This is a genomic window from Plantactinospora sp. CNZ321, assembly GCF_004217235.1.
On record NZ_SHKQ01000001.1, the window covers coordinates 4,854,468 to 4,874,301 of the forward strand.

Here is a 19,834-nt window from a genome sequence, read left to right on the forward strand (position 1 = left end):
ACACGGAACAGAGGACCACATGCACATCCGCGTACCGGAGCAGCCGATCGGGCAGCTGACCGACGCCTGGCGGACCTGCGTCGGCACGGGCCGCTTCGAACTGGCACTGCGCCGCGACTACCAGGACTCCCTCGCGCTGGTCCAGCGGGAGATCGGCTTCCGGCACATCCGCGGGCACGGGCTGCTCAGCGACGGTGTCGGCATCCACCGGCCGTACGAACATCGGGGTCAGCGCCGGATCCACCACAGCTTCAGCTACGTCGACCAGGTCGTCGACGCCTACCTCGACCTCGGTATCCGGCCCTTCGTCGAGCTGGGTTTCATGCCCGCCGCCCTCGCCTCCGGCGACCAGACCGTCTTCTGGTGGCAGGGCAACGTGACCCCGCCCCGCTCCGAGTCGGAGTGGACCGACCTGGTCAAGGCCACGATCGGGCACCTGGTCGACCGGTACGGCCTCGCCGAGGTGCGCCGCTGGCCGATCGAGGTGTGGAACGAACCGAACCTGGAGCAGTTCTGGCAGGGCGCGGACGAGCCCGGCTACCACCGGCTCTACGAGCTGACCGCGCACGCCGTCAAGGAGGTGGACGCGGACCTCCAGGTGGGCGGGCCGGCCATCTCCCCCGGCGCCGACGAGTGGCTGCCGCGCTTCGCCGACTTCGTCGCCGCCCGGGACGTGCCGGTCGACTTCGTCAGCAAGCACGCGTACACCTCCGGGCCGGCCCAGCACGTGCCGTTCGGGGTGCACCAGACGCTGGCTCCGGCGTCCCGGCTGCTGGAGCAGTTCGGCACGCCGAGAAAGCTGCTCCGGGACACCGCGCTGGCCGGGCTGCCGGTGCACATCACCGAGTTCAACTCGTCGTACCGGCCGGACAACCCGGTCCACGACACCGCGTTCCACGCCGCGTACCTGGCACCGGTGCTGGCGGCCGGCGGTGACCTGGTCGACTCCTTCTCGTACTGGACCTTCAGCGACATGTTCGAGGAGGTCGGCATCCCGACCTCGCTCTTCCACGGCGGCTTCGGCCTGCTCACCCACCGCCAGGTCAAGAAGCCCACCTACCACCTGTACGCCTTCCTGGCCCGGCTCGGCGACCAGGTGCTGGCCCGCGGCCCGGACCACCTGGTGACCCGGGACGCCGCCGGCCGGATCGCGGTGCTCGCCTGGGCACCGGTCGACGTCACCGGGGCGGCACCGGTCGACCGGCACGCGGTGGCGCTCTCCGTACCGGTCGGACCGCCCGAGGCGGCCTCGGCCTTCCTGCTCCGCTCGACGGTGAACGAGGAGCTCGGCAACGCCTGGACCGCCTGGTCGGAGATGGGTCGGCCGCGATCGCCGCGCCCCGGTCAGCTCGACGCGCTGCGGGAGGCCGCCGAACCGGCCCGTACCCACCGGAACCTGCCGATCGTGGCCGGCCGGGTCGACCTCGACCTGACCCTGGCCCGGCACGAGGTGACCCTGGTAGAGATCACGGCGGTGGTCGACGAGACCCCGCCGTGGTGGGACGAGGACCGGCTCCTCGGCCTGGCACCGCCGGAGGGTACGCCCGGGAAGGAGCGGGAATGAACGACACGAGGCGGGCCGACGCCCGGTTCGGTACCGGGCCGCTGTCCCGGGCCATGGCCCTGGTCTACACCCTGCTGGTGGTCGAGCTGCTGCTGGTACTGACCACGCTGCCCGGCCTGGTCCCGCTCTTCCTGCTGGAGCGGCACGCCAGCAACCTTCCGCTGGTCGCGCTCTGCGCGCTGCCGCTCGGGCCGGCGCTCTCCGCCGCGCTCTACGCGCTGCGTCACCACCGCCCGGACCTGACCGAGTTGAGGCCGGCGACGCTGTTCTGGCGCGGCTACCGGGCCAACGTCCGGGGCGTACTGGCGATCTGGCTGCCCTGGCTGGTCTGGTTGACCATCGTCGCGCTGAACCTCAGCTACTTCGGCGCCGCCAACGTGCCCGGCTGGTGGCGGGTGCCGCTGCTGCTGGTCGCGCTCGGCGTCACCCTCTGGGGCGTCAACGCCCTGGTGATCACGTCTTTGTTCCACTTCCGGGTCCGGGACGTCGCCCGGCTCGCGATGCACTTCCTCGGCTACACCCCGGGGGTGACCCTCGGCAACGCCTGCCTGCTGGTGGTGGCGGCCGGCGTTGTCTGGGTCTCCTCCGAGGCGGTACTCGGACTGCTCGGCTCGGTGCTGGTGCTGGCCCTGCTCCGCAATTGCCGCCCGCTGGTCAGCAAGGTCGAAAAGGAGTTCACCGGATGAGCCTGCCCCGGATTTCCAAGGTGGCGTTCGGTGGGGACTACAACCCGGAGCAGTGGCCCGAGGACGTCTGGAAGGACGACTACCGGCTCTTCGACGCCGCCCGGATCGACACCGTCACGCTCGGCGTCTTCGACTGGGCGCTGACCCAGCCGGGGCCGGACGTCTACGACTTCACCCTGCTGGACCGGATCGTGCAGCGGGCCACCGAGGAGGGCCGGCAGATCTGCCTGGGCACCGGCACCGGCGCGCACCCCGCCTGGCTGGCCCGGGCGCACCCGGAGGTGACCCGGACGGACTTCGAGGGCCGCAAGCACCGGTACGGGCAGCGGCACAACTCCTGCCCCAGCTCCCCCGTCTTCCGTCGGCTCTCCACCGAACTGGCCCGCCGGGTCGCCCGCCGCTACGCCGGCAACCCTGCGGTCGTCGCCTGGCACGTCGGCAACGAGTACGGCGGCGCCTGCTACTGCGACCTCTGCGCCGCCGGCTTCCGCGGCTGGCTGCGCGACCGGTACGGCAGCCTCGACGCGCTCAACGCCGCCTGGTACACCACCTTCTGGTCGCACACCTTCACGGACTGGGACGAGATCGAGCCGCCGTCGGCGCTGACCGAGCACTGGCGCGGCCCTAACCACACCGCCTTCCAGGGCATCACCCTCGACTACCTGCGGTTCATGTCGGACGCGATGCTGGCCAACTACCGCGACGAGAAGGCGGCGATCCGGGAGTCGGATCCCGACGTGCCGGTGACCACGAACTTCATGGGCATGTACCGGCCGATCGACTACCACCGCTGGGCGGCGCACCTCGACTTCGCCTCCTGGGACAACTACCCGCCGGACGACAACTCCCCGGCCTGGATGGCGCTGACCCACGACCTGATGCGCGGGCTCAAGGGCGGCCAGCCGTTCTGGCTGATGGAGCAGACCCCGAGCTACACCGCGTCCCGGGACGTCAACCCGCTGAAGCGGCCCGGGGTGATGCGGTTGTGGAGCTGGCAGGCGGTGGCGCACGGCGCGGACGCCGTCCTCTTCTTCCAGATGCGCGCCTCGCGGGGCGCCTGCGAGAAGTACCACGGCGCGGTCATCGGGCACGCCGGGCGGCAGGACACCCGGGTCTTCCGCGAGGTCGCCGCGCTCGGTGCCGAACTGGACCGGCTCGGTCCGGCGACACTCGGCGCCCGGACCCCGGCCCGGGTCGCCCTGCTCTTCGACTGGGACAGCTGGTGGGCGCTGGAGATCTCCGACGGCCCGTCCCGGCTGCTGCGCTACCAGCAGATCGTGCACGCGTACTACCGGGCGCTCTGGGAGGCCGGTGCCGACGTCGACGTCGTGCCGGTGACCGCGGACCTCGGCGGCTACCAGGTGGTGGTCGCGCCGGCGCTGCACATGATGAAGGGTGACCTGGCGCGGCGGCTGGCGGCGGTGGCCGAGCGGGGCGGTTCGGTGCTGACCACCTTCCTGTCCGGCCGGGTCGACGAGGACGACAACGCCTTCCTGGCGGACGTGCCCGGTCCGCTCGGGCCGCTGACCGGGATCCGGATCGACGAGTGGGACGCCCGTCCGCCCGAGGTGGTCAACCCGGTACGCCTGCGCGGCGACGACCCCGGCGACGAGGTCGAGGTCGAGTCGCGGCTCATCTTCGAGCTGGTGATTCCGCAGGGCGCCGAGGTGGTCGGCACGTACCAGGCGGACTTCTACGCCGGCACCCCGGCCGTCACCCGGAACAGCTACGGCGCCGGCCACGGCTGGTACGTCGCCGCCGGTCTCGACCAGCCCGGCGTGCACTGGGTGGTCCGCCGGGTACTGGAGCGGCACGACCTCGTCGGGCCGTACGCGGACCTGCCCGACGTGGAGTCGACGGTGCGGGTCGCCCCGGACGGGACGCGGCTGCGGTTCCTGCTCAACCACGGCGCCGAGCCGGTCGAGACGACCGCGCACGCCGCCGGTACCGACCTGCTCGGCGGGGAGCGGATCGCGCCGGGCCAGCCGATCCGGCTCGACCCGACGGGCGTGCTGGTGCTGCGCGAGGAGGCGTTACCGGCCCGACCTGCGACGGGTTCCGACACGGACCGGGAAGGACTGCCTTGACCACCGCCGACCGGACCTCTCCGCACCCGGCGTGGTTGCCGCCGGCGGCGTTCCGGGCGATCGGTTCGCGGCAGACCCTGGTCTGCGGCGACGGCACGCTGGTGGAGACGGTGCGCGACGAGGTCGCTCGGGCCTGTGCCCGGTTCGGCGGCACGGTCCAGCACCTCCCCGGCGGGGCGGCCAACCGTCTTCCCGACGGGGCGGCCGACCACCTCCCCGGCGGGCCCGCGGGGCCCGCGTGGCCCGGAGTCGGCGCCCGGCCGTACGATCTGGTGCTCGCCGTCGGCACTGCCGGGGCGCTGCCGGCCGGCGCGGCACCCCTGGCCGAGGTCGGCCGCGAACCGGGACCGGACCGGGGCGGGCTCGGCCCGGAGGGTTTCGCGCTGGCCCGCCGGGACGGCGTGACGGTGGTGCTGGCCGACGCCCCGGCCGGGCTGCTGTACGGGCTGTTCGAGGTGGTCCGGCTCGGTGCGGCGGCGTTCGACGTCGACCGTCCGGTGCGGGTGCACCGCCCGGCGCTGCGGCTGCGGCTGGTCAGCCACTGGGACAACGTCGACGTGCATCCGGTGATGGGGCAGGTCGAGCGCGGCTACGCGGGCGGGTCGATCTTCTGGCGGGACGGTGCGCCGAGCGGCGACACCGACCGGATCCGCGAGTACGCGCGGCTGCTCGCCGCCTGCGGGATGAACGCGATGACGGTCAACAACGTCAACGTGCACGGCACGGCGAACCGGCTGCTGACCGACCGGCTCGGCGACGTGGCCGCGATCGCGGACCTGGTCCGCCCGTACGGGATCCGGGTGCACCTGTCGGTCAACTTCGCCGCACCGGTCGCCCTGGACGGACTGCCCACCGCCGACCCGCTCGACCGCGACGTGCGAGCCTGGTGGGCCAGGGCCGCCGGGCGGATCTACGGGACGATCCCGGACTTCGGCGGCTTCATGGTGAAGGCGGACTCCGAGGGGCAGCCGGGGCCGTACCGGTACGGGCGTACCCACGCCGACGGCGCGAACATGCTCGCCGACGCCCTGGCGCCGTACGGCGGGGTGGTGCACTGGCGTGCCTTCGTCTACAACCACCGGCAGGACTGGCGGGACCGCTCGACCGACCGGGCCCGGGCAGCGTACGACCACTTCACCCCCTTGGACGGCCGGTTCCGGGACAACGTGATCGTGCAGGTGAAGCACGGGCCGATGGACTTCCAGACCCGCGAGCCGGTCTCCCCGGTGCTCGCGGCCATGCCGGGTACCCGGCTGGCGGTGGAGGTGCAGGCGACCCAGGAGTACACCGGACAGCAGCGGCACGTCTGCTACCTGGGCCCGTGGTGGAGCGAGGTGCTCCGGTTCGCACCCTGGGGCCCGGGCCGACCGACCGTCGCCGCGGTGGTCGGCGGGTCGTCCCGCGACGGCGACCGGACGGCGCCTGCCGGCGACGACGACCGGGGGGTGTCGGCCGGCGGCGGTCTGGTGGTCGTCTCCAACGTCGGTGCCGACCACTACTGGACCGGGCACCCGCTCGCCCAGGCCAACCTCTACGCCGCCGGCCGGCTCGGCTGGACGCCCGACCTCGACCCGCTGGCGGTCCTCGACGAGTGGATCGACCTGACCTTCACGCCGTCGGCGACCGGCGACCCCGACCTGCTGCGCGGGACGCTGCACGCGCTGCTGGACGACTCGTGGCGCACCTACGAGCGGTACACGGCACCGCTCGGGGTCGGCTTCATGGTCGCGCCCGGTCACCATTACGGCCCCGACGTGGACGGCTACGAGTACTCGCGGTGGGGCACCTACCACTTCGCCGACCGCGACGGCGTCGGGGTGGACCGCACCCGGGCCACCGGAACCGGGTTCACCGGCCAGTACCCGCAGCCCTGGGCGGACCGGTACGAGTCTCTCGACACCTGCCCGGACGAGTTGCTGCTCTTCTTCCACCACGTGCCGTACCAGCACGTGCTGCACTCCGGGTCGACGGTGATCCAGCACATCTACGACACCCACTTCGCCGGGGTCGAGCAGGTGGCGGAGATGGTGCGGCGGTGGGAGCGGATCGGCCCGGCCGGTCTGGTGGACCCCGCGTTGCATGCCCGGGTGACCGAGCGGCTGGCCGAGCAGTTGCGCTCCGCCAGGCAGTGGTGCGACACGATCAACACGTACTTCCTCCGCAAGTCCGGAGTGCCGGACGTCCGGGGCCGCCGGATCCACTGAACCACCGGGCACCACCGAGCCACCGGCCACCACGGAGCCGCCGGGCGTGGCTGTGCCACCTGCGGTCCGGGCCCGGCCCTGCCTTGTACGATGTCGTTCCGGAGGAGAGTTGAGGTAGGTGGCCAGCCAGACCGAGCCCGGTGCCGAGCCCCGGATCCCGTTGAGCCGCGAGCGGGTGCTGCGGGCCGCGATCAGCGTCGCCGACTCCGGGGGCATCGAGTCGTTGACGATGCGCCGGCTCGCCGAGCACCTCGGGGCCGAGGCGATGTCGCTCTACTACCACGTGGCCAACAAGGAAGACGTGCTCGACGGCGTCGTGGACGTGATCGCGACCGAGATCAACGAGGTCGTCGACCGGATCGACGTACCGGCCGACGGTGCCGACTGGAAGAAGGCCGTACGCCAGCGGATCCTCTCCGCCCGCGAGGTGCTGCTCCGGCACCGCTGGGCGCCCGGGGTCTTCGAGACGCGCACCAACACCAGCCTCGCGGTGCTGCGCTACTACGACGCCCTGCTCGGCCTGATGCGCGCGGGCGGCTTCTCCTACGACCTGGCGCACCACGCGCTGCACGCGCTGGGCAGTCGGGCGCTGGGGTTCACCCAGGAACTGTTCGACCCGAACGGTGGCGACGGCGCCACCGATCCGGCGGCCGGGCTGGCCGAGATGGCCGGGCAGCTCCCCCACCTGGTCGGCATGCTGAGCGAGATCGTCCACGACGATCCCGATTCGACGCTGGGCTGGTGTGACGACCAGGCCGAGTTCGAGTTCGGACTCGACCTGATCCTGGACGGACTGGACCGGATCCGCGAAGGGGCCTGACGACACCCGCGAAGAGGCCTGACGACATCCGCGAAGGAGCCTGACGACCGGAGCCGCGCGAGCGGCCGCTCCCATCGACGACCCGCCAGCCGCTCGCGCAGGCCGATCGGCCGCCCGTCCCGATCGGACGGTCACCGCCGTCCATCGCGATTCGGCTTGGCGATTTCCCGCGAACCTCTCGACAACCTTACGCCGTACGAGTACCTTACGTTGTAAGACTTACAACGTAAGGGCGGCTGCCGATCTCCATCCGGGGGTTCGCCCGACCCGCATCCCGGAAGAGGGAGACCACGATGAAGGCGGCAGTCCTGCGCGCGTACGGGCCACCGGAGGCCCTGGAGATCACCGACGTCCAACGGCCCGCTCCCGGCGACGACGAGGTGCTGGTCCGGGTCCGGGCCACCTCCGTCAACCCGTACGACTGGCACCACATCCGCGGCGAGCCGCTGGTCGCCCGCCTGATGCCCGACGGCCCCGGACTGCGCACCCCCGCCATCACCGTCCCCGGCTGTGACATGGCCGGCCAGGTGGAGGCGGTCGGCCGGAACGTGACCGGGTTCCGACCCGGCGACGACGTGTACGCCCTGCTCGCCGAGGGCGGCTTCGGCGAGTACGTCTGCGTCCGGGAGGAGCTGCTGGCGCCGAAACCGGCGAACCTGTCGTACGAGCAGGCGGCGGCGGTACCGATGGCCGGCGTCACCGCCCTGGTGGGACTCCGCGACGCGGGCCGGATCCAGCCCGGCCAGCGGGTACTCGTCAACGGCGCGTCCGGCGGGGTGGGCACCTTCGCCGTACAGCTCGCCCGGGCGTTCGGTGCCACCGTCACCGGCGTCTGCAGCACCCGGAACCTGGAACTGGTCGGCTCGCTCGGCGCGGACGAGGTCGTCGACTACGCCACCGAGGATTTCACCCGGCGCGGACGCCGCTACGACCTGCTGCTGGACAACGCCGGCAGCCGCTCCGTGTCGGCGTACCGGCGGGTGCTCACCCGTAACGGGACGCTGGTCGCGGTCGGTGGCCCGGCCGGTCGCTGGCTACAGCCCGCCGGCCGGGTCTTCGCCGCGGTCGCGGTGGCTCCACTGGTCTCACAGCGGATCGCCGTGGCCGACGCGGTCCGCTGCCCGGACAAGAGCAACTGCCTGCGGCTGCTGACCCGCCTCATCGAGGACGGCACGGTCACCCCGGTCGTCGACCGCCGCTACCCGTTCGCCGAGATCCACGCGGCCGTCCGCTACCAGGAGGAGGGGCACTGCCCCGGAAAGGTGGTCGTGACGCTCTGAGGACTCGCCGGCACCGCCGGACATGACTTTCGGCAACAACCCGGACAACGCCGGACACGCCGGCCGGAACGACCCGGAGCGGCTCGTCGGGCGTAGGCTGAGCCACGTGGATCAAGAAGACCGGATCGCCCTCTTCCTCGACTACGAGAACCTCGCGCTCGGCGCACGGGACCATCTCGGCGGCCTGGCCTTCGACTTCCGTCCGATCGCCGACGCGCTGGCCGAACGCGGCCGGGTGGTGGTCCGCCGGGCGTACGCCGACTGGTCGTACTTCGACGAGGATCGCCGGATGCTCACCCGGTCGCACGTGGAGCTGATCGAGATCCCGCAGCGGATGGGTGCGAGTCGCAAGAACGCCGCCGACATCAAGATGGCGGTCGACGCGGTGGAACTCGCCTTCGAACGCGGCTACCTCTCCACCTTCGTGATCTGCACCGGTGACAGCGATTTCACCCCGCTGGTGCACAAACTCCGCGAACTCAACAAGCGGGTGATCGGCGTCGGCGTGGAAAAGTCCACCTCGGCGCTGCTCCCGCCCGCCTGCGACGAGTTCCTCTACTACGACCGCCTTGAGGGCGTGGACATCCCCTCGGCCCGTCCACGGCGGGGACGACCGGGCCGGCCGGCCGGCCCGGAGGCACCACCGGCCGGGCCGGACCAGCAGGCGGAGCCTGGACCCGAGCCCGCGCAGGGGGTAGAGGAGCCGGTACGCGACGTCGACACGCTCGCCGAACTGGTCGCGCAGACCGTGGCGGGGTTGCAGGGCAGCTCCAGCGGGGAGGTGACCGCCTCGACGCTCAAGCGCACGCTGCTGCGCAAGGACCCGACGTTCAGCGAGTCCGACTACGGGTTCCGGGCCTTCGGGGAACTTCTCCGGCACCTCGCCGCGCACAACGTGGTCGAGCTGACCGAGGGCCCCGCCAAGGGCGACCCGGGGGTGTCGTTGCCCGAACACGGCGACCGGGAGGTGGCGTTCGGGCTGCTCCGTACCGTCCTGCTGGATCTGGCCGGCGCGGACGGCTCGGTGGCGCTCTCCGGGCTGAAGAACCAGCTCCGCCGGGCACGGCCCGACTTCAGCGAGAAGAAGCTCGGCTACCGCAGCTTCCTCCAGTTCTGCAAGGCCGCCGCCACAAGCGGCGCGATCGAGCTGCGGTGGAGCCCGGACAACGACGACTATCTGCTCACCGCACGTCCCGGCTGACCTCTTCCGGTCCATCGGTCGACGGCTTCGGCCCCGGTGCCGGGCGCTCCTGAGCCGACGACTCGCGCTCCCGAGCCGGCGACTTGCGCTCCTGTGTGGACCGTCGTCCGCCGGTCGACGGCGGGCTGAGTCCGGCCTCACGGGCGGCGTTGCGCAGGAAGCTGCCCGCCACCCGCAGCGCCTCACCCGCCATCTCGCTGACTCTGCCGGCCGAAACCGGCGCAGCCTGCTGCCGGGTGCCCGGCTCCGCTGCGGGCCGGCCCGTACCGGAGGTGGCCGGCCGGTCCGCCGAGCCGGCGGCCTGCCCGCCGCCCGCCCGGCCGGCCGGCTCGGCCGGGCGCTCGATTCCCGGCCCGACCAGAGGCTCGACCGGACCTTCCACGGGTGGTCGCGGCCGGTCGACGGCGGGGGTCACCGGGCCATGCCGGCCGAGCGCCTGCGCCGCGGTACCGTCCAACTCGCGCACCGCCTGCCGCGTGGTCTGGTTCAACTCGTCGACCAGGCCGCCCACCGCATGGGAGAGGATCTGCGGGTTCCGGTCGATGGTGGTCAACGCCCGTTCCAGGATCCGGGTGAGCTCGTCGAGCCGGACCTTGAGCATCGCCGCCGCCTCGACACCCTCGATGTCGAGATCGACCCGCTCCAGGTGAACCCGAACGCCCGCGTCGACCTGCAACAGGTTCGCCAGCCTGGCCCGCAGCGAGAGATCGGCATCCAGCCCGTGCACGCCGAGCCGGATCCGCTCCACCCTGACCTGCGGTACATCCAGCAGGACGTCGGGCTCGGCCTCGGGCACGCCGCGTCCCCGTCCCCCGCCGCCCGGGCTCCCGTTCCGCCGGGCGTCGCGCTGGTTGCCCGTCGTGTCCTCCGGCGGCTCCGCCGACCGATCGTCCCGCATCGCCCGTCCTTCTCGTTGATCGACCCATTTCGGGCTCGCCGCCGGCGTACCCGGTTTCCGGGCGACCACGCCTCCGGCCCGCGATCAGGAGTCCGGTGCTTTCGCGGACATCGAGTTGCCACTTCGGAGATTCTTGCCAACTAGACATCGGCACGTGACAATAACCTCCGCACGCGTACCGATCTTCGACCCCGCCCCTGCCCGCACGGGAGACGCCATGCGACGATCAGCCCTCGCCGTCCCGTTATCCGCACTGGTCGCCTTCGTCGGCCTCGGCGCGACGCCCACCCCGGCGGTCGCGGTCATCGTCAGCTCCGACGTCGGAACGCTCGCCACCACGTCGCTGGCACCTGGGCTCTCCCTGAGCACCGCTTCGACCACCAGTCCGAACCGGATCAACATCCTCACGGCGAACCTGTCCGAGCCCACCCTGAAGCCGAAGTACCTCAACCCCGGAACCGTCGGGGCCACGGCCTCCCTGTCCAGCCAGGCGAACCGGGTGGGTGCGGTCGCCGCGGTCAACGGTGACTTCTTCGACATCGGTGCCACCGGGGCACCCCGGGGCGTGGGGCTGGACGACGGCGCACTGCTGCACGGCCCCGCCTCCGGCTGGAACAACGTGGCCGCGCTGTACGCCAACGGCACGGGCACCCGGGGCGGGGTGGCCGAGATCTTCCTCGACGCGAAGATCACCCTGCCCGACGACACCCAGCTGACCGCCACCAACCTCAACTCGCCGAACATCGCCGCCAACGGCATCGGCGTGTACAACGCGCTCTGGGGCGACGAGCCACGCAGCCAGGCACTCGACGGTGCCACCCGGAGCCGGGAGGTGGAGATAACCGACGGCCGGGTCAGCCGGGTCAGCAGCACCCCGGGCGGCAAGGTGCCGGTCGGGTCCGTCGTCGTGCTCGGCGTGAACGCCGGCGCCGACGCCCTGGCCGGGATCGCGGTCGGTGACGAGGTCACCGTCAACTACTCGCCACGCAGCGGCGCCGGAGCCCCCCAGGTCGCGATCGGCGGCAATCTCGTACTGCTCAGGGACGGGGTGGCCACCACCGTCTCGCATCCGCGGAATCCGCGTACGGCGGTCGGCTTCTCCGAAGACGGCCTCACCATGTGGTTGGTGGTGGTGGACGGACGGTCCAGCGCCAGCGTCGGCATGACCTATGTGGAGCTCGCCAGGTACATGAAGTCCCTCGGCGCCGACGACGCGATCAACCTCGACGGCGGCGGCTCCAGCACCCTGGTCGCCCGGATGCCGGGAGCAACCTCGGTATCGGTCCGCAACACCCCGTCCGACGGCGCCCAGCGGGCGGTGCCGAACGGGATCGGCTTCGTCTCCACCGCACAGGCGTGGAGCACCACGATCGACAACACCACGGCCGACCGGTTCACCGCGAGCGCGAACTGGGGCGTGTCCAGCTACTCCAGCCAGAGGTTCGGCGCCGACTACCGGTTCGCCGACCCGGTCCTGTCGAGCGACGTCGCCTGGTACCGGGCGAACATCCCGGAGACCGGCAGCTACGCCGTCTCGGTCTGGTATCCGGCCGACCCCGGGTACAACGACTCGACGCCGTTCATCATCGCCACCACCAGCGGAAACCAGACGGTACGGGTGAACCAGCGCGCCAACGGTGGCCGCTGGGTGTCCCTGGGAGTCTTCACGCTGGCGGCGGGGGACGCGAACACGGTGGGAGTGAGCCGGTGGACGTCGGGCACCGGTTACGTCATCGCGGACGCGGTGCGGATCACCCGGGTCTGAGCGCGTCGGAGCCCCGGCCGCCCAGGACCGCGGGAATGCCGCAGGCGCAGGCGATGCACACCCCGATCGCGGTGAGAGGCTGACGACGACGTCCACGTGAAGGCTGCGGGATGTCGCCGTCAGCCACGCCTGACGGCGAATATTCGTTTGTCGGCCGCGGCGACGGCCCCTTACGGTCCAGGCCATGCTCCTTCGGGAAGAACAGGTTCACGACCATGAACCGATTCGCGTCATCCATCGGCGTGCCTTTGGCGCCGGACATGGCGAGACCGTCGCGAAACTGGTAGACGCGCTGCGCCGCGACGATCCCACCGCTGCTTCCTTCGTCTCCGAGGAGACGGATGGGGTGGTGGGGCACATCATGTTCAGTCGGTGCCTGCTCGACGCACCGCGGCGACTTGTAGACGTCGCGTCACTGAGCCCGCTCGCCGTCGCACCGCAGTGGCAGCGCCGTGGCGTCGGTTCCGCGCTCATCCGTCGTGGCCTGCAGGAACTTGACGAACGGGGCGTGCCGCTGGTGTTCCTGGAAGGTGACCCGCGATATTACTCACGCGCTGGTTTCAGCCCGGCCGGAGAATACGGCTTCCGTAAACCGTCGCTGCGTATCCCTGACCAATGTTTCCAGGTGGTCAGGCTGTCGGCATACGAACCCTGGATGACCGGGACGTTCGTCTACTCGAGTACGTTCTGGAAATACGACTGCGTTGGTGGGCGCGACACGGAGGCCTGAGCGCGCGAGCCCCCTCAGCCTCGATCCACCGATGAATGCTGGGTTGGTGGTGCCCCGAAGATAGAAGGTGCCCTCTGAGCTGGAAGGATAGGAGTTGCGAAGCTTCTATCGTCTGGCTCGAAAGGGCACCTCGCAGGTGAGACTACGCCATGACGCGCCGGTGGTGCGCGCGACGTTCGATGATCCGAATCTGGTGTCGTGTGCCGGCCTCGTTCCGGTGATGCGCCTGGCCCAGCAGGCGGGTCTGCACGACGCGGTCACCGACCGGGTCCGGCTGCCGACGGACAAGGGCGCCAATCCTGCGGGGAAGGTCGCCACGATCGTGGCCGGGATGCTCGCGGGCGCGGACAGCATCGACGACCTCGACATCGCCCGACACGGTGGCATGCGGTCGCTGTTCACCAGCGTGTACGCCCCGTCGACACTCGGGTCGTTCCTACGCACCTTCACGCACGGACACGTGCGGCAGCTGCAGGCCGCCGCCCGTGGCACCCTGATCGGCCTGGCCGGGCGGGCGCCGATCCTCGCCGGCGCCGACGTGCTGACCTTTGTGGATATCGACTCGATGCTGCGGCGGGTCTACGGCAAGCAGAAGCAGGGCATCGGGTTCGGCCACGCGAAGATCGGCGGCTACAACGTCTACCTGCGCGGCTACAACCCTCTCGTCGCCACCGTCTCCACACCGCTGTCAGCGCCGGTGATCGCTGCTACCCGGCTGCGTTCGGGCAACGCCGGCTCAGCCCGGGGCGCCGCGAGCATGATCGCCGAAACGATCACCACCGCCCGGGCCTGCGGGGCATCAGGGGAGATCGTCGTGCGAGCGGACTCGGCGTTCTACGCCAAGACCGTGATCGACACATGCCGACGCCGTAACGTCAGGTTCTCGGTCACCACCCGGATCGACGCGAAGATCCGCACCGCGTGCGACAGCATCACCGAAGGGCAGTGGGCCGACATCAAGTACCCGCAGGCCGTCTGGGACGAAAACGCCGGGCGGTGGATCTCCGACGCGCAGATCGCCGAAACCACCTACACCGCCTTCGCGGGCACCCGGCACCAGGTGACCGCCCGGCTGATCGTGCGCCGGATCCGCCGCGACGACCCGGCACAGATCCCCGGCCAGGAAGAACTGGTGCCGACCTACCGGTATCACGCGGTACTCACCGACAGCCCGTTCACCCTGGTCCAAGCCGAGGCCCAACACCGCGGCCACGCCATCATCGAGCAGGTCAACGCCGACCTGATCGCCGGCCCGCTGGCGCACCTCCCGTCGGGTCGGTTCGCCGCCAACGACGCCTGGCTGACCTGCGCCGCGATCGCACACAACCTCACCCGTGCCACCGGACACCTCGCCGGCAGCGCCTGCGCGACCGCCCGGCCCGCCACCATCCGCACCCGAATCATCACCGTCGCCGCCCGGCTCGCCCACCGAGCCCGCCGCGTCCACCTGCACCTCCCCGAACACTGGCCCTGGCAAGCCGGGTTCGACAACCTGTTCACCGCCGTCCACCCAGCACCCAGCTGACCACGCCACATCAACCGAAACCGGCGGCCCGACCACAGGCCACAACCCCTGCCCCACCCCCACAGCCGAGCCCGGAGCAAGCCGAACGCCGTGGTCGGCCGCTTCCACACGGCCGAAAGTCACTCAACACCGAAATGATCAACCAGCGTTCGACGACAACTGCGTCGGTGGATCGAGGCTCAGCCTGTCCGGCCCGGCGCGGCTGTCGGTGCCGCCGCCTAGGGTAGAGGGATGATCGATCGGCGCCAGGTGATGAGATTCCGCGTTCAGGCGCAGCATCTCGACCGGGTCGAGGGCACCCTCGGGGACACCGCCGTGCTCGACATCGGGGTACAGGAGACCGGCCCGGACGGCGGCAGGTGGGCGCTGGCCAACCGCGGGGTCGAGGTGGTGACGTTGTCCGCGGAGGACCTGATCCTGCTGTGGACCGTGCGAGGTGCTCCCCACCTCTATCGCCGGGCTGACGCGGGCAGGGTCGCGGCGGCCGTCGAGCCGTTCTCCGACGCTGACGCGGGCAAGCGCATCTACGACGCCGCCAAGCCCCTGAAGGCGGCCGGCATCGGCATCCTGGCCGCCCTCGACGAGGTAGCCGCGCAGATGCGAGCCGTCGTCACCGGGCCGATGGTCAAGGGAGACGTCTCCGGGCGCCTGGCCGAGGCGATGCCCGAGCCGTACCTGCGGTTCTGCCGACCGTGCGACACCACCCATCTCTACGAGATGCCGTTCCGGTTGGCCGCCGTCCGGGCCGGGCTGGAGCTGCAACTCGACACGTCGCCGCCGGTCCTGCGGCCCAGCGCGGAGTTGGCGAAGGCCGTCGCCCCGGACGAGCGGTTCGACCTCATCCGTGCATACCTTCGTCTGCTCGGCCCGGCCACTCCCAAGCAGGTGGCCGACTATCTCGATGCCCCGGTCAAGGATGTGAAGGCACGCTGGCCCGAAGATGTCGTCGAGGTGATCGTCGACGGCGTGGCACACTCGCTCCTCGCTGCCGACGAATCGGCGCTGAAATCGGCAGACACCAGCACAACCCGCCTGCTCGGCCCGTTCGACCTCTTCCTCCAGGCGAAGGACCGGGCAACCCTGGTGCCGAGCACGGCCCACGCCAGGGAGCTGTGGCCGGTGCTGGGCCGCCCCGGTGCCGTGCTGGTCGACGGTGAACTGGTCGGCACCTGGCGACCCCGCAAGTCCGGCCGGACGTTCAAGGTCGCCGTTCAACCGTGGCAGAAGCTGCCGGCGACCACCCGCAGCACCATCGTCGACCAAGCCGAACGCCTCGCCGCGTACCGCGCCGTTCCCCTCGCCGGCGTCGAATTCGCCGCCTAGCGAACGTCACTGTCCGCACCGGGCCAGCCACCCCGGTCGGCGCGCTCAGCTGACCAGCGGACCACCATCGGCCGTGCGGAGCAGCACGGCTACCTGTCGCTGCCGTCCTGTCCCCTCGTCCTCATCCGACAGCCGGGCCCGGCGCGGGTTGATGAGCTTTGGGCAGCGGTCGATTTCGGGACCGAGCGGGCCGGAAACGGCCAATAGCGGTATTCCGCCACTCCGTCAATTCGCCGATTTTGCCGACGAACGCGCAGGCCAGAGCCGATGAACACGGGCACGGGGTTGCCATGGTCATCAATGGTTGTTATCTTCCACACGGGTCACGGGGGAACGGCGACCTAGCGCAGCGCTGCGGTCTGTCACCGTCCTCGCACAACGTGTCGAGGAGGAGCCTGCATTGGTCGGGCAATGGACGTCAAAAATTGCGCTGCGGCCGCCGCGGTGGAGTATCCGACAGTCACCAGAAATGCATTCCGGATGTGATGCGCCCAGCCGGTTCAGACTCCAATCGGCCGCATTCCGGTGACCGTGCCGATGAATGACAAGCCCGCTCCCGGAGCCCGCCTGGTCTCCGCGCCGACCGGCGCCGAGACGGTGGTCAAGCAGTACGTCGACGACCTGACCCTGGCCCTGGCGCAGCTCGAGACCGGCTCGGTGACCGACCTGCTGGAGACGCTGGTCCTGGCGCTGCACTCGGGCAGCCGGGTCTTCGTGGCCGGCAACGGCGGCAGCAGCACGGCCGCCATCCACATCGCCAGCGACCTGATGGCGGCGGCGGGCAACCTCGGCGCCGCGCCACAGGTCGTGGCGCTGACCGAGAACATCGCCCGGGTCACCGCGATCGCCAACGACCACTCCTACGACGAGATCTTCTCTCGGCAGCTGGTCGGGTGGGGCCGGCCGCACGACGTGCTGCTGCTGCTCAGCGTCAGCGGCGACTCGACCAACCTGGTCCGGGCGGCGAGGGTCGGCCGCCGGCTCGGGATGACCGTGCTGGCGGCGCTCGGCAACCCCGGTGGCCTCGCCCGGCTCGCGGACCGGCTCGTCGTCTTCGGCCAGGCCGACTACGGCCTGACCGAGGATCTGCACGTCGCGCTCGGCCACATGGCGGTACGGGTGCTGCGTGGCGGCGATGCCTGCCGGTACACCGGCGCCACCGGGGACGGCGCGCCGGCCGGTGCCGGAGCGGAACGCGAAGAGGTTGGCGAGCTCGGTGACCCACTACAGTTCTAGGCTCTTCCTCACCATTCGGTACCTCGTCGGCCTTTTCGGGCTGACCCTGACGCGGACCTCGACCGAGCTGACCAGCTATCGGATCCACGCCGGCCACGGGCGGTACGACGACTCCCGCCCGCTCCCCGCCGACCTGGCGACGCTGCTCGACGACCGCAATCCCGACCTCGTGGCGCTGCGGGAGCGCTACCGCCGGCTGGAGTCGCCGTTCCGGCCGGGCCGGTTCTGGCGGCGGAGCCGCCGGCTGCGCGACCTGAACCTGCGGTACTTCCGCGGCGACAACGCCTACGTCTGGCAACTGCGCCAGCTCGGCGACAACGCCCGGCTGAAGTTCTTCCTCTTCGCCCGGTACGTCAGCTCCCTGGACAGCCAGAAGCTGCTCGACCGGACCGGCGAGGACGGCGCCTTCGGCTGCTGGACGTTCGACTTCGACAGCCTGCCGACGTCCAGCCGGGACCTGCTCGACTCGATCAACGAGATCTACTTCCTCGACCGGCACTGGGGTCTGCTCTCCAGGACGGACTTCACCGTCGTGGACATCGGCGCCGGATACGGCCGCCTCGCCCACCGCATGGTGGAGGCGGTCCCCGGACTGACGCGCTACCTCTGTGTCGACGCGATCCCGGAGTCGACCTTCCTCAGCGAGCACTACGTGAGATACCGCAGGGTCGACCATAAGGCGACCGTCCTGCGGCTCGACGAGATGGCCGACGAGGTGGCGGCCCGGCGTCCCGACCTGGCGGTCAACATCCACAGCTTCTCCGAGATGCCGATCTCGGTGATCGAGGCCTGGATCGCGCTGCTGGCCAGGTGCGGCGTACCGACGCTCATGATCGTGCCGAACGAGGGTGACCGGCTGCTGAGCCTGGAGGACGACTACCTCCGCCGCGACTTCGCTCCGGTCCTGGAGCGGCACGGCTACGTCCTCGCCGCCCGCGAGCCCACCATCGCCGATCCGGACGTGCGCGACCTCGTCGGCGCCGGCGACTGGTTCCTGCTCTACCGCCGGCGCGGCACGGACCCGACCCCGGAGGCGCGATGACCGGCGGTGGGGTGCCCGCCCCGGCGCCGCGCGACCGGTTGTCGCTGGAGTTCACCGGGCTGGACGCGGGCAGCGGCGAGCTGACCTGGGGACAGCGGTTCGTCTGGAACATCCTGGAGTCGCTGGCCCCGGCGAACCACTACCTCAACATCCGGTTCCGGGTGCACCTACCGGTCGACGCCACCCGGGAGCGGGTACTGGCCGCCCTGGACACCCTCGTCCGCCGTCACGAGGTGCTCCGGACCCGGTTCACCGTCGGCCCCGACGGCGAGCCCCGGCAGCACCGCGACCCGGCGGGCGAGCTGCCGGTGGAGATCCGCGAGACCGACCCGGGTCGGGTACGCCGGCTCGCCGAACAGGCCGAGGAGCGGCTCTGGCGGGAACCGTTCCGGCACGGGTCCGAGTGGCCGCTGCGGGTCTGCCTCGTCGTCGCCGACGGCCGCCCCCGGCAGGTCGTGTTCGTCTTCTCCCACCTCGCCGTCGACTCCTGGGGATGCTTCGTGCTCCGCCGGGAATTCCTCGAACTGCTCCGGAACCAGCACGCCGCGCCGGCCCTCGCCGGCTGGCAGCCCCTGGCCCGGGCGGCCCACGAGGCATCGGAGCCGGGTCGCCGGGCCAACGACCTCTCCCTGGCCTACTGGCGCCGGGTGCTCGACACCATGCCGCAGACCGCGTTTCCCGTCCCGCCCGGGCCGGCCGAGACCCCGCGCTTCCCGGGCGTCGAACTGCACTCGGTGGCGCTGGCCTCGGCCACCCGGGCGGTCGCGGCACGACACCGGGTCGGCCCGGCCGCCGTCCTGCTCGGCGCGCTCTCGACGATCATCGGCATCCGGACCGGCGCCTCGGCCGTGCCGCTGTTCCTCGCCGGGGGCAACCGGTTCACCCCGCAGGACGCCGCCTCGGTGGGGACCTTCTACCAGGGCGCACCGGCGGTGATCCGGCTGGACGGCGCCTCGCTGGCCGGCACCATCCGCGACGCGCACCGGGTGTCGACGCTGGCGTACCTGCGCGGCCAGAGCGATCCCCGGGACGTCGCGCGGCTGCTGGACACCGTGCGGCACCGGCGTGGGGTCGACATCGACCTGTCCAGCACCGTGAACGTGGTGCCCGAACCCGGTGCCCCGGGGCCGCCGCCGGTGCCGCACGACGTCGCCGACCTGCGCGGGCTGACCGGATCCACCCGGGTGGCGGACCTGGAGGGCCGGGACAGCGAACGACTGACGTTGTACGTGCACGTCAAGGCGCTGCGTTCGCGCGCCGTACTCGAACTCTTCGCCGACAGCCGCTACCTGACCGCCGCCGACGCCCGGAAGCTCCTGACCGGGCTGGAACTCGTGCTGATCGAGATGCTCGACGTCGGGGACCTCGACGCCGGCCGGGTGGCCGACCTGGTCGGGATCGCCCCGCAGGCCAGCGCGGAGAGCTGCCCGGCGGAGCCGGATCCCGCCGTACCCGCACCGCTGGGGGGCTGAC

General features: G+C 71.3%; 15 protein-coding genes. 14 read left to right on the forward strand and 1 reads right to left on the reverse strand.

From position 1 onward, the window contains the following. Positions 1 to 19: 19 nt before the first annotated feature. From EV371_RS21055 to EV371_RS21085, 7 genes are all read left to right on the forward strand, one after another. A complete protein-coding gene (locus EV371_RS21055; RefSeq protein ID WP_130463572.1) occupies positions 20 to 1,564 on the forward strand; it encodes a GH39 family glycosyl hydrolase in 1,545 nt (514 codons plus the stop codon). Next, positions 1,561 to 2,250: a DUF624 domain-containing protein gene (locus EV371_RS21060; RefSeq protein WP_130463573.1), complete on the forward strand. Its 690-nt coding sequence runs from the start codon at positions 1,561 to 1,563 to the stop codon at positions 2,248 to 2,250. The genes EV371_RS21055 and EV371_RS21060 overlap by 4 nt, the downstream gene beginning before the upstream one ends. Continuing rightward, positions 2,247 to 4,337 carry a beta-galactosidase gene (locus EV371_RS21065; RefSeq protein WP_130463574.1) on the forward strand — a complete coding sequence of 697 codons (2,091 nt, stop codon included), beginning with the start codon at positions 2,247 to 2,249 and terminating at the stop codon, positions 4,335 to 4,337. Before EV371_RS21060 ends, EV371_RS21065 begins: the two co-directional genes overlap by 4 nt. Next, positions 4,334 to 6,541 carry an alpha-glucuronidase gene (locus tag EV371_RS21070; RefSeq protein ID WP_130463575.1) on the forward strand — a complete coding sequence of 736 codons (2,208 nt, stop codon included), beginning with the start codon at positions 4,334 to 4,336 and terminating at the stop codon, positions 6,539 to 6,541. Before EV371_RS21065 ends, EV371_RS21070 begins: the two co-directional genes overlap by 4 nt. 118 nt (positions 6,542 to 6,659) lie before the next feature. Next, the gene (locus EV371_RS21075; RefSeq protein ID WP_349340088.1) at positions 6,660 to 7,361 is read left to right on the forward strand and encodes a TetR/AcrR family transcriptional regulator; all 702 of its coding nucleotides are present in this window, start codon (positions 6,660 to 6,662) and stop codon (positions 7,359 to 7,361) included. Positions 7,362 to 7,654: 293 nt separating this feature from the next. Continuing rightward, complete coding sequence (locus EV371_RS21080; RefSeq protein WP_130463576.1) at positions 7,655 to 8,641, forward strand: NAD(P)-dependent alcohol dehydrogenase; 987 nt, start codon at positions 7,655 to 7,657, stop codon at positions 8,639 to 8,641. 106 nt (positions 8,642 to 8,747) lie between these two features. Beyond that, complete coding sequence (locus EV371_RS21085; protein WP_130466097.1) at positions 8,748 to 9,842, forward strand: NYN domain-containing protein; 1,095 nt, start codon at positions 8,748 to 8,750, stop codon at positions 9,840 to 9,842. Here the strand turns inward: EV371_RS21085 and EV371_RS21090 are convergent. Beyond that, a complete protein-coding gene (locus tag EV371_RS21090) occupies positions 9,823 to 10,740 on the reverse strand; it encodes a hypothetical protein (protein WP_130463577.1) in 918 nt (305 codons plus the stop codon). The two genes, EV371_RS21085 and EV371_RS21090, sit on opposite strands and share 20 nt — an antisense overlap. A gap of 217 nt (positions 10,741 to 10,957) precedes the next feature. Here EV371_RS21090 and EV371_RS21095 point away from each other — a divergent pair, with 217 nt between their 5' ends. The 7 genes from EV371_RS21095 (at position 10,958) to EV371_RS21125 (ending at position 19,833) form a co-directional block, all read left to right on the forward strand. Continuing rightward, a complete protein-coding gene (locus EV371_RS21095) occupies positions 10,958 to 12,505 on the forward strand; it encodes a golvesin C-terminal-like domain-containing protein (RefSeq protein ID WP_130463578.1) in 1,548 nt (515 codons plus the stop codon). 184 nt (positions 12,506 to 12,689) lie between these two features. After that, positions 12,690 to 13,235, forward strand: coding sequence for a GNAT family N-acetyltransferase (locus EV371_RS21100; RefSeq protein WP_130463579.1), 546 nt, complete (start codon positions 12,690 to 12,692; stop codon positions 13,233 to 13,235). Between the two features lie 136 nt (positions 13,236 to 13,371). Continuing rightward, positions 13,372 to 14,760 (forward strand): IS1380 family transposase, encoded by a 1,389-nt coding sequence (locus EV371_RS21105; RefSeq protein ID WP_165436649.1) that lies wholly within the window; start codon positions 13,372 to 13,374, stop codon positions 14,758 to 14,760. A 231-nt stretch (positions 14,761 to 14,991) separates the two neighbouring features. Next, on the forward strand, positions 14,992 to 16,083 hold the full coding sequence (locus EV371_RS21110) for a winged helix DNA-binding domain-containing protein (protein WP_130463580.1): 1,092 nt from the start codon (positions 14,992 to 14,994) through the stop codon (positions 16,081 to 16,083). 537 nt (positions 16,084 to 16,620) lie between these two features. Next, positions 16,621 to 17,319, forward strand: a complete 699-nt coding sequence (locus tag EV371_RS21115; protein ID WP_130463581.1) for an SIS domain-containing protein — start codon at positions 16,621 to 16,623, stop codon at positions 17,317 to 17,319. After that, positions 17,300 to 18,361 (forward strand): putative sugar O-methyltransferase, encoded by a 1,062-nt coding sequence (locus EV371_RS21120; protein WP_165436776.1) that lies wholly within the window; start codon positions 17,300 to 17,302, stop codon positions 18,359 to 18,361. Before EV371_RS21115 ends, EV371_RS21120 begins: the two co-directional genes overlap by 20 nt. Further along, on the forward strand, positions 18,358 to 19,833 hold the full coding sequence (locus EV371_RS21125; RefSeq protein WP_130463583.1) for a condensation domain-containing protein: 1,476 nt from the start codon (positions 18,358 to 18,360) through the stop codon (positions 19,831 to 19,833). Before EV371_RS21120 ends, EV371_RS21125 begins: the two co-directional genes overlap by 4 nt. Position 19,834 lies beyond the last annotated feature (1 nt).